Origin of the sequence: Lactobacillus sp. (genome assembly GCF_051873315.1) — a bacterium.
Taxonomy (GTDB): Bacteria; Bacillota; Bacilli; order Lactobacillales; family Lactobacillaceae; genus Lactobacillus.
Window position 1 is genome coordinate 1 of the sequence record NZ_JBJEES010000050.1, and the last position, 10597, is coordinate 10597.

10 protein-coding genes and 1 pseudogene are annotated in these 10597 nt (G+C 47.6%); 4 read left to right on the forward strand and 7 right to left on the reverse strand.

Going from position 1 to position 10597, the window contains the following annotated elements; genetic code table 11:
• From ACI32D_RS02710 to ACI32D_RS02735, 6 genes and pseudogenes are all read right to left on the reverse strand, one after another.
• Positions 1 to 169 (reverse strand): annotated as a pseudogene (locus ACI32D_RS02710) (tyrosine-type recombinase/integrase); the annotation flags it as partial.
• 317 nt (positions 170 to 486) lie between these two features.
• Positions 487 to 807, reverse strand: a complete 321-nt coding sequence (locus tag ACI32D_RS02715; RefSeq protein ID WP_439775115.1) for a hypothetical protein — start codon at positions 805 to 807, stop codon at positions 487 to 489.
• Between the two features lie 12 nt (positions 808 to 819).
• Positions 820 to 1206 (reverse strand): helix-turn-helix transcriptional regulator, encoded by a 387-nt coding sequence (locus tag ACI32D_RS02720; protein ID WP_439775116.1) that lies wholly within the window; start codon positions 1204 to 1206, stop codon positions 820 to 822.
• 233 nt (positions 1207 to 1439) lie between these two features.
• A complete protein-coding gene (locus ACI32D_RS02725) occupies positions 1440 to 1892 on the reverse strand; it encodes an ATP-binding protein (protein WP_439775117.1) in 453 nt (150 codons plus the stop codon).
• On the reverse strand, positions 1885 to 2379 hold the full coding sequence (locus ACI32D_RS02730) for a hypothetical protein (RefSeq protein WP_439775118.1): 495 nt from the start codon (positions 2377 to 2379) through the stop codon (positions 1885 to 1887). The genes ACI32D_RS02725 and ACI32D_RS02730 overlap by 8 nt, the downstream gene beginning before the upstream one ends.
• Before the next feature lie 168 nt (positions 2380 to 2547).
• On the reverse strand, positions 2548 to 3285 hold the full coding sequence (locus ACI32D_RS02735) for a MerR family transcriptional regulator (protein WP_439775119.1): 738 nt from the start codon (positions 3283 to 3285) through the stop codon (positions 2548 to 2550).
• A gap of 94 nt (positions 3286 to 3379) precedes the next feature.
• On the opposite strand from ACI32D_RS02735, the gene ACI32D_RS02740 reads away from it, so the two are divergent.
• The gene (locus tag ACI32D_RS02740) at positions 3380 to 4717 is read left to right on the forward strand and encodes an MATE family efflux transporter (protein ID WP_439775120.1); all 1338 of its coding nucleotides are present in this window, start codon (positions 3380 to 3382) and stop codon (positions 4715 to 4717) included.
• A gap of 44 nt (positions 4718 to 4761) precedes the next feature.
• Here the strand turns inward: ACI32D_RS02740 and ACI32D_RS02745 are convergent, their stop codons facing one another.
• A complete protein-coding gene (locus tag ACI32D_RS02745; protein WP_439775121.1) occupies positions 4762 to 5487 on the reverse strand; it encodes a DUF554 domain-containing protein in 726 nt (241 codons plus the stop codon).
• 389 nt (positions 5488 to 5876) lie between these two features.
• Here ACI32D_RS02745 and ACI32D_RS02750 point away from each other — a divergent pair, with 389 nt between their 5' ends.
• The 3 genes from ACI32D_RS02750 to ACI32D_RS02760 all read left to right on the forward strand — a co-directional run.
• Positions 5877 to 6953 (forward strand): carbamoyl phosphate synthase small subunit, encoded by a 1077-nt coding sequence (locus ACI32D_RS02750; protein ID WP_439775122.1) that lies wholly within the window; start codon positions 5877 to 5879, stop codon positions 6951 to 6953.
• The gene (gene carB / locus ACI32D_RS02755; RefSeq protein ID WP_439775123.1) at positions 6946 to 10146 is read left to right on the forward strand and encodes a carbamoyl-phosphate synthase large subunit; all 3201 of its coding nucleotides are present in this window, start codon (positions 6946 to 6948) and stop codon (positions 10144 to 10146) included. Before ACI32D_RS02750 ends, carB begins: the two co-directional genes overlap by 8 nt.
• A gap of 245 nt (positions 10147 to 10391) precedes the next feature.
• On the forward strand, positions 10392 to 10597 hold a 206-nt coding region (locus tag ACI32D_RS02760), incomplete at its 3' end, for a MarR family transcriptional regulator (RefSeq protein WP_439775124.1).

Consider the following 10597-nt stretch of genomic DNA (forward strand, 5'->3'; position numbering starts at 1 on the left):
TGTTGATCCCAAAGACAAAAATCATGGCATTCCGCAAGCCATTTCTGTTTTGCCCAGTAACCGTCCCGGTTCCAAATTGGAGAGCCCGCTTCATGGCGTTAATTTCTTTTGCTGTCTTCAACGGCCGGATATTTCTACTGCTTTCCGTTTTCTTGACTTTGCGGCCCATTTTGCTGTTAAAATCCTCCCCTCTTTGAATGCGTCTTTATGTATTTATTCTATCATAAAGGTGCATTGAAGTGGCAAAATTGTCCAAAAATCCGTCCTAGCCAATTAAGATTTGAATGCGTAAAAATGCTTATTTCTACGCATTCAGTGAAATGGTGATTTTTTGCCAAAAATGCTGAGAAAAGCTCTCATTTGCGGCCAAATTTTTCCGCCCTGGAGACTTGACCGTTTATTGCAACTCAGAATCAAAATGCAAAAAGCGGCAAGCTAAAAATTGCCGCTTTTTAACAATCTGCCGAAATTCCAGATTAGATAATTCTAGCTGATGCTCAAGCCAATAATCGCGATACATGCGCCAACAGCCATGAAGGCTATTCCAAGGCAGGCTTGTTTTTTTAGCTGGTCGCTTTTTGCCCGGTCTTTGGGAGTGAGCGAAGTCAAAGGATATTTTTTCCGATAGATCAAGTAGGCCAGGAGTCCCTCCCCTCTCTGTCCGCTGCTGAGAAACAAGGCGGTTCCTTTGGGATGCGGAATTCCGCGCATCTCCGCATCAAGGCGCATTAAAGAATAGATTTGGTACCAAGTATAAAAAATACCGACAAAAGTGACTGCCAGGCCAATTAAAATTAACAGGTTCATTATTGCAACCTCCTATATTCTTTTAACGATCTGCATCAGTAAAAAGGACACGCTGACGACCAAGGAAACAAACAGAATTATATAGGCAGCTTGACTTGACGCGTAACGTAACACCACTGCGCCAATGACCAGCAAGAGCAAGTTGATCAGTAAAGCCGCTGTCAGTTGCTTACCTTGTTTTACGGTGTCCATCTTGTCTTCCATGTGCTGGACCAGGTCCTGGTCACCTTTTAGCAAGGCATCAAGACTGATCTGGTAGAGATCGCTGATGGCCAGTAAGCTGACCAGATCAGGATAAGTACGATTATTCTCCCAGTTGGACAAGGTCTGACGAGAAACCTGCAACTTGCCAGCCGCGGCTTCTTGCGTTAATCCCGCTTGCTTGCGGGCTTTTTTCAATCTTTCTCCTGTATTCATATTTCCGCTCCTTTCTGTCTTAATTAAGCCGTGTTTTTCGCAAAAGGTCCAGCTAATTTCTTTGACATCCTCTATTTTCTTTGTCAAAATTCTTTGACAGCCGGGATATTACAATAATTTTCCAGAAAATTACTCTGTTTTTGTCCACCTTTGATCAAATACAAAAAAGCAGCATCCCCCTCTCGAAGGAATCGATCAAGGATGCTGCATTTTTTCTACTTCGTTAACTGATATTTTGTGCCTCTGCCTTCCCCAATTTTAATAAGGTATCCCTTCTTTACCAAAGAGTTAATCAACTTTAAGGTTTTGGTTCGACCAAAGCTGACCTCTTCATTTATCTTGCTGGTAGTTTCGTTTCCAGATTGAACTGCCTGATAAATTTTACCTTCATCTTTAGAAAGATTGACTGGTACTGATTGTAAAAGCGGCAAAATTATCACGATTGAGTTCTCAAAGATTTTAAATTGAGGTTGAATAACGCTTCCTTGATAACTACTGATAATTCTGCGGATTCCCGTACCAAATTGTTCAATTAAGCCTAAACGGTAAAACACATTCGCCAAAATCGGGTTGCGCAGTATTGAAATTTTCCCTGAGAGATACTCCTCTTTGCTCAAGCCACTTGGCAAACCACCGGGTGAAACAATTTCAATTCTGTTGTCAAACATTGAAATTTTTGATTTGAGAGTTCACATCCCAAGTCTGATGTACCAATGCGTTAGCAACTGCTTCTCTGAAAGCCTCCTCAGGTATCTCTGTTACCAGTTCTCTGTTAAAGCCCTTGATTTCTTCGTATTGGTAATACTGTCGATACATGTTAATGGAGAGATTATATTGATCTAAAACAGAAATACCTTCATAATCTTTTCGATCCAGCGTGATATTAAGATTTGCTCCAAAACGAACCAAATTGATACCACGAAAATGATTGTGATCAGCCAAAAGTGCCCCAGCGTTGGTGTATCCGCTACCCTTGCGAAGCAAATCCAAAGTTATCAGAATATCTTGATTCAGCGCCTCTATGCCAAGCTTATCCTTTAAAGCAGTTTCCAAGCTAGAGAAAGTTAAATTTTGCTCCTGGGCTTGCAGGCTATCAAAGGTCTGGTTCTTGCCCTTGAGTATCAAGCGGGATAATAGATCCTTGGTCTCACTCATGGTTCTCACCTCCCCCTAATTATAGCAATTGGAGTGAAAAAAACGATAGATTATCTTTTCAATCGCATTTACGCTCGCTTAGAAGCACTTTTTCGATCAAAAGTGAGTGCAAATTTAAAAGCAGCATCCCTTCACGCGAAAAAAACTGTAGGGTTGCCGCTTATTTGCTCACAGATCCAGCTTAGCAGAATACTTGATGATCACCGATCCGCCATGACCCAAGACTGAACTGCTGAAATCTTCTTGATAAAAAGGCGGCAGCACCCTTGCTTGTTTTTGCATAAATTCCAGTGCGCGTGGTCCGTTGGCCGCCACTTGTTCATTGTCCAGTTCCTGGTAAAAATAAGCATATTTGCCTGCTGCTTTGACAAAATTGCCTTCCCCTGCACTGACCACTTTGAAAAAGCGGCTGATCGTTGCCTGGGCAAAATCATCAGTCATCACCCCGTAGCGGGGACCAAAGTTGATCGGATTCAGCGAGACGCCCCGCCTAAACGGACTTACCTCAAGATACTCCGTCGGGCAGCTTTCAATGGTCAGATTCTGGCAGCCTAATTTTTCAAAATCATCTATCCGCTTGTCAAAAAAGAGCAAGCTGCTTTTGATCCGGCTTAGCTGATTCAATGCGTCTTCAACGGCATCCTGCTGTTTGAGCAGGTAGCTGCGGCGGTCCTGCAGTTTGGTCAAGGCAAAAAAGCGGCCAACTTCATCCAGGCTGCTGCCCAGTTTTTCTAGCAGGCGGATGGTTGCTACCTGGTCCACCTGCTCTAACCGGTAGTAGCGGTAGCCGTTGTCTTTAACTAATGCCGGCAGCAAAAGCCCCTTGGCTTCATACAAATAGAGCGCCTTTTTGCTGACAGCGCACATTTTGGCAAAATCGCCAGTCTTGATCAAATTCTCGTCCATCGAATTTTCCTTTCAAAAAACAGGTTCCAGCCTTGACTATGCCCTTAGGGCATAGTTTACCCTAAAGATAAGAAATTTGAAAGCAGGTACAGAGATGACAAGTGAATTAAGAAGAAAAGTCTGGAGCTTCAGTCTGCCGATGATCTGTGAACTGGTCGTCCAGCAGCTTTACAGCGTGATTGACATGGCAATCATTGGCCGCTATCTTGGGGCCAGACAGCTCGGTGCCGTCGGCAACGCTGCCAGCGTGATCATGCTGTTTCTGGTGGTTTCGGGCGGCTTTGAGATGTCGGTTGACGTCACGGTTTCCCGCCTTTTAGGCGCGGGCAAGTACAAGGAAAAGGCAGCGATGGCCCGCGACACGCTTTTCATCAGCGCGATCAGCGGCTTGATTCTGGTGGTGATTGCCTGGATTTCCCTGCCAGCCCTCTACAAGGCGATCTCCCTGCCGGAAAACATGATGAGGGATGCCCTTCTGTATGGCCGGGTTTACCTTTTTGCCCTGCCGATCATTTATATTTACGATGTTGGCCGGGCCATCCTCATTTCCAATGAGCGGGCAAAAATTTCCTTCTACCTGCTGGCTGCCTCCAGCGGCCTGAACCTGCTCTTGAACCTGCTGTTCATTCTGGTCCTGCACCTGGGCGTTTTGGGTTCAGCTCTCGGAACGGTTCTGGCGCAAGGGATGATGATGCTGGTGACTCTCTGGCTGTTGGCCAAGATGGACCAGCAGGAAAAAGAACCGGTCTCCCTTAAGCCGGATCTCTCTTTTGATAAGATCAAGCTGATCATGCACATTGCCCTGCCGACGATCGTCCAGCAGTTTGCGGTAACTTTTGGCGCCACCCTGGTCCAGGCCTGGATTAACCCCTTCGGCCAGGAAGCCATCCTGGGCTATGTAGCCATCGTCAAAGTCATGAACCTGGCGACCATCGTCCTTGTTGGCTTCGCCCAGACTTTGACCCTAATGACTGCCCAGCTATTAGCAGGCAAAAAGTACTCAGCCGTCAGAGCTGTTTACCGCTATTGCAGCAAGATTTCCTTGATCTACTGGCTAATCAGCTCCGTTTTGATGGTTCTGGCCAGCCGCGAGCTGGCCGGGCTCTTTTTTGATCCGGCGCAGAACCAGGCAGCTTATGGCTTCTTCAAGGTCTACCTGTTGGCTTTCGTTGGCATTCAATTGCTTTCTGTTTTCAAATTCTTGAACGAAGGCCTGCTCAGAAGCATGTTTTTAATGAAGGAATACCTCTACTGCAATCTCGGAGAACTGGGCCTCAAGCTGGCGGTCAACTGGCTGCTGCTTGCGCCTTTAGGAACGAATTCTTTCTGGAGTTCCCAACTGGGCACCAGACTCCTCTGCGTATTAGGATCGACAATCCTGATCTTAAAAGAACTGCAGCGTTTGGAAGCAGAAGAAAAAGCCGGCGTTTAAGCCGACTTTTTTCTTGACTGCTTTACAGTATTTGAATATGATCATCAGCCAATCACGGGGATGAAAGCAAACAGCCAGCCAACAAGCAGGGCCGGCAAGAAGTTGGCCACCCGGACCTTTTTGCCCCACAGCAGATTGACTCCGACACAAAAAATTAAGACGGAACCAACTAAAGAAATGTTAGCCAAAGCGGCGGCAGTCATCACTGGTTTGATGAATTGCGCGAGTAAAGTCAGGCTTCCCTGCAAAAGGCCGACTGACACAAAGGAAAAAATGCATCCCTTGCCTTCGGCGCTGGTCATTACCATGACAATGACAAAGTCTAGAATCGATTTAGCGATCAAGGTATCTGGCTTATGATAAATCCCGTCATTGATGGAGCCAACGATAGCCATAGCGCCGATGCATACGACCAGGGATGCATCAACAAAAGCCGTGGTAAAGGCCGGGTCCTTGCTATTGCCGGTCTTATGCTTGAGGAAGTGACCAAAGGATTCAAAGTAGGCCTCAATGTTGAGTAATTCCCCCACCAAGCCTCCGATTGCTAGAGACAAAATCATCATCAAGCTGGAACCACTGGTCAGCTGACCGTTTTTGACCTGCAGCATTTTTTCTATCGCCCCTGCGATCCCTAAAAACATGGTCCCCAGACCGCAGGCGACCATTAGTGTTTGCTGCACCCGGGCCTTTAGCAGATGGCCGAAGTTCAAGCCCAGCAAACCACCGCAGATGATGGCGGTGACGTTGATTACAGTTCCGATTCCTGGCATGTGTTTCACCTCAGTCAAAAGTATAGCATAGGAAAAAGCGCTTTTTAATTTAAATATCATTTCAATAATTGAAAGGCGAATATTCGTGATTATCCAGGCAAAAATTGTTTTTTCACTGTCACATCAACGATTACCAACTAAATGCATACAAAATATACGCCTTTCTTAATGAAAATCAAGAAAACTACTTGCATGCCTTGCATCTATCCTTTATACTATTGAAAAAACAGAAAGGAAGCAGCAAAAATGACCGCATTTATTAACGTTAATCCCGATATCTGCCCAGCTTCATTCGCTGTTTCTTTTCCATTTTTTCAATTTATTAATATTTCATCACTTAAGACATGTCACTCGTTGATATGTCTTTTTTTATAGGAGTCAAACAATCAATGAAAGCGCGTTTAATACTGGAAGATGGACACGTTTTTGAAGGCGAAAGCTTCGGCGCGGTCCATGATGTCATCAGCGAATTCGTCTTCAACACGGCGATGACTGGTTATGTAGAAGTCCTGACTGACCCTTCATATGCTGGCCAAAGCGTAGTCATGACCTATCCCTTGATCGGCAACTATGGCGTTCCCCTGGATGACCAGGAATCCGCCCACCCATTTGTAGAAGCCTTTGTAGTAAGCGAGCTTTCACGGCTGGGGTCCAATTTCCGCATGAACATGAGTCTGAACGACTACATGATTGAAAATAACATCCCCGGCATCCAAGGCGTCGACACCCGGGCAATTACCCGGATTCTGCGCAAAGAAGGCTGCATGAACGGGATGATCACAACGAAGGATTACGAAGTCAGTGAAGTAATCGACCAGATCAAGGCCTTCAAGATCCACGGCGTCGTTGAAAAGTGCAGCTGCCTTGAACCCTACCATGTCGGTCAAGGTGACTACGAAGTTGCCCTCTACGACTTCGGTGCCAAGCGCAATATCGCCAGAGAACTGGCCAAAAGAGGCTGCCATGTCACCGTCCTGCCAGCTGACACCCCAGCCCAGTATGTCTTAGACAACAACTTTGATGGGATCATGCTGTCAAACGGCCCTGGCGACCCAAGCGAATGCACGGAAATCATTGACCAGCTGAAGATCCTCTCTTCTTCCGGTATCCCGATCTTCGCCATCTGCCTTGGCCACCAGCTTTTGGCCTTAGCCCACGGCTTTGAGACAGGAAAAATGGTCTACGGCCACCACGGCAGCAACCACCCAGTAAAGGATCTGACTACTGGCCGTGTCTACATTTCTTCGCAAAACCACAACTATGTGATCAAGGAAGACACAATCGACCCTAAGCAAGCCAAGGTTTGGTTCAAGAATGTCAACGACAAGACCATCGAAGGCCTGGAATACTTAAATGAAAACATCAAGTCCGTCCAGTTCCACCCGGAAGCCTGCGGCGGCCCGCACGATACGGAATACCTCTTTGACAGCTTTATTGAAATGATGGGAGAACATAAGAATGCCTAAGCGTGACGATATCAAAAAAGTTTTAGTGATTGGTTCAGGCCCGATCATCATCGGCCAGGCCGCTGAATTCGACTATGCCGGCACCCAGGCCTGCCGGGCCCTCAGAGAAGAAGGCATCGAAGTTGTCTTGATCAACTCCAACCCAGCCACAATCATGACTGACGGTGACATGGCTGACCACGTCTATATCGAGCCTTTAACCGTCCCGGTCGTCAAGCAGTTGATTGAAAAAGAACAGCCTGACGCGATCCTGCCGACCATGGGCGGGCAAAACGCCTTGAACATTGCCATGGCTTTAGCCGACGAAGGCTTTTTGGAAAAGCATCATGTCAAAACCATCGGCACTGACACCGACACCATCAAGATGGCTGAAGACCGGCTGGAATTCAAGAACTTGATGGAAAGAATCGGTGAACCGGTTGCCAAGTCTGTTGTCGTCAACTACGTTGAAGACGCGATTGCTTTTGCCAAGGAAATCGGCTATCCCGTAGTTGTCCGCCCGGCCTACACTTTGGGCGGTACTGGCGGCGGGATCGCCCACAACGAACAAGAACTCCACGAAATCTGTTCTAACGGCCTCCGCCTCTCCAGAGTAACTGAATGTTTGATTGAACAATCAATCGCCGGCTGGAAGGAAGTTGAGTACGAAGTCATGCGCGACGGTGCTGGCAACTGTATCACCGTCTGCAACATGGAAAACATGGACCCAGTCGGCGTCCACACCGGTGACAGCATCGTGGTCGCGCCATCTCAAACCTTGTCAGACAAGGACTACCAGATGCTCCGGTCTTCCGCCCTCAACATCATCACTGCCTTGAATATCAAAGGTGGCTGCAATGTCCAATTTGCTCTTAACCCAGACTCCTTTGAATACTGCGTCATCGAAGTTAACCCACGGGTTTCCCGGTCTTCTGCCCTGGCTTCAAAAGCAACCGGCTACCCTATCGCTAAACTCGCGACCAAAATCGCCCTTGGCTACACCCTGGACGAAATCGTCAATGCCGTAACTGGCAAGACCTATGCTTCTTACGAACCAACCCTTGACTACATCGTCTGCAAGATTCCTAAGTGGCCTTTTGACAAGTTCTACGATGCCTCCCGCAAGCTAGGCACCCAAATGAAAGCAACCGGGGAAGTCATGGCCATCTGCAACAACTTCGAAGGTGCCTTCATGAAGGCCCTCCGGTCTTTGGAACAAGACAGCTACTACCTCTATAATGAAGAAATTGCCCAGTTGTCAGCCGATGAACTTCGGAAAGACCTCCGCAAGATTGACGACAAACGGGCCTTCAGAATTGCTGAAGCCTTGAGAAAAGGCGTCTCCATCCGGGAAATTCATGCCATTACCAAGATCGACGTCTGGTTCATTGACAAGATCAAGCACCTGGTTGAAATCGAAGACCGGCTGAAGAGCGAAGAACTGACTCCTGACCTTTTGAAATTGGCCAAGCACTGCGAATTCCCAGACCGGGTCATTGCCAAGCTTTCTGGCAAGACGGCTGATGAAGTCTACTACCTCAGAAAGGGTTTGAAGATTACTGCTGCCTTTAAGACTGTCGACACCTGCGCGGCTGAATTTGACGCCGAAACTCCATACTTCTACAGCGTCTATGGCGGTGAACATGAAATCCAGCCAGACCAATCCAAGAAAAAAGTGATCGTCTTCGGCTCCGGCCCAATCAGAATCGGCCAAGGGATTGAATTTGACTACTGCTGCGTGCACAGCGTATGGGCCTTAAAGGAAGCCGGCTACGAAACCATCATCGTCAACAACAATCCGGAAACCGTCTCAACTGACTTTGACATCGCCGACCGCCTCTACTTTGAACCTTTAACGGCGGAAGACGTGCAGAGCATCATTGAACTTGAGCAGCCAGACGGGGCCATCGTCCAATTCGGCGGTCAAACCGCTATCAAGCTTTCCCAGGACTTGATGAAGATGGGCGTGCCGATCCTTGGGACTTCTGCTGACAGCGTTGATGCTGCTGAAGACCGGGAAAGATTCGACGAGATTTTGGAAAAGTGCCAGATCGACCGGCCAAAGGGGCAAACCGTCTTTACGGCTGAAGAAGCTTTAAAGGCCGCTAACGGCTTGGGCTACCCGGTTTTGGTCCGTCCTTCCTACGTTTTAGGCGGGGCCGGGATGGAAATCGCATTAAACGACGGCGACCTCAAACGGTTTATCGACCACATTACGAGTCAATTCAACATTGAAGACCACCCGATCTTGATCGACAAGTACCTGGCCGGCAAGGAATGTGAAGTCGACGCCATCTGCGATGACGAAGGCATCTTGATTCCAGGGATCATGGAGCACGTAGAAAGAGCCGGCGTCCACTCTGGTGACTCAATCTCCATCTACCCGCCGCAAAAGATCTCCCAGGAGATGAAAGACCGGATCGTTGAATACTCCAAGCGCCTGGCCAAGGCCTTGAAGGTCAAGGGTTTGATGAACATCCAGTTTATCGTTTATGAAAACGAAGTCTACGTGATCGAAGTCAACCCCCGCTCTTCCAGAACCATCCCTTACATCTCCAAGGTAACCGGGATTCCTCTGGTCGACGTGGCAACCAACGTCATCATTGGCAAGTCCATCAAGGAGCAAGGTTATGACTACGGCCTGGCTCCGGAAAAGAAGACGGTTGCCGTCAAGATGCCAGTCTTCTCCTTTGAAAAGATCACCGGGGCGGAAATTGCCCTGGGCCCTGAAATGAAGTCAACTGGTGAAGTTCTGGGGATTTCTGAAGACGTTGAAGAAGCCATGTACAAGGCCTTTATGGGAACTGGGCTGGACCTGCCTAAGCACAAGAAGGTTATCTGCACGGTCAAGGATTCAGCTAAGGAAGAATTTTTGCCAATTGCCAAGGAATACCATGACTTCGGCTACGACTTGTATGCAACCCAAGGGACATACGACTTCTTGCAGAGCCACGGCATCCCTGCCCACCTGGTCAACCGGATCAATGACAAGGAGAACACCATCTTTGACTTGATCTTGACGGAAACGGTCGACCTGGTCATCGACATCCCAACCAGAAACAACAACTTGAAGGACGGCTTCCTGATCCGCCGCTTTGCCGTAGAAGCCGGCGTGCCGATCTATACTTCCCTTGACACGGCTCGGGCTTTGATCCACGCTCTGGAAGCTAAGCACGACAACAAGATTTCCTTGGTCGACATTACCAAGTTGTAAAAATGTGTATTCCTTAATACTCAATAGTTTAAGCGTCAGCGTTTGCTGGCGTTTTTTCTTTGCAAAAGTTACCTGATTTCCGCTTGTAATTGCTTAGCATGTTAAGTATAATACTTAATGCGCTAATAATTAGGTTTCTAACAGTTAGTCACCTAAGTAATGAATTGTGAGGTGTCATTGAATTGGATTCTTCAGAGAATTCCCAACAACAAAGTATTTTGAAAATCATCAGAAAGCAGGGTTATATGACCATGCTTTTGCACAAGGTCTACCATGCTGAGTTTAAGGACATGCAGCTGACCAGAGAATCAGGCGGCCTGCTCTACGCGATCAAGACCACCAAGTTCAATCAGACAGAACTTGCCCGACTTTTTCACATTACCCAGGCCAGCCTGTCCGGTCGGATCAAGCGGCTGGAAAGAGACGGCTACTTGATCCGGGTCACTGATCC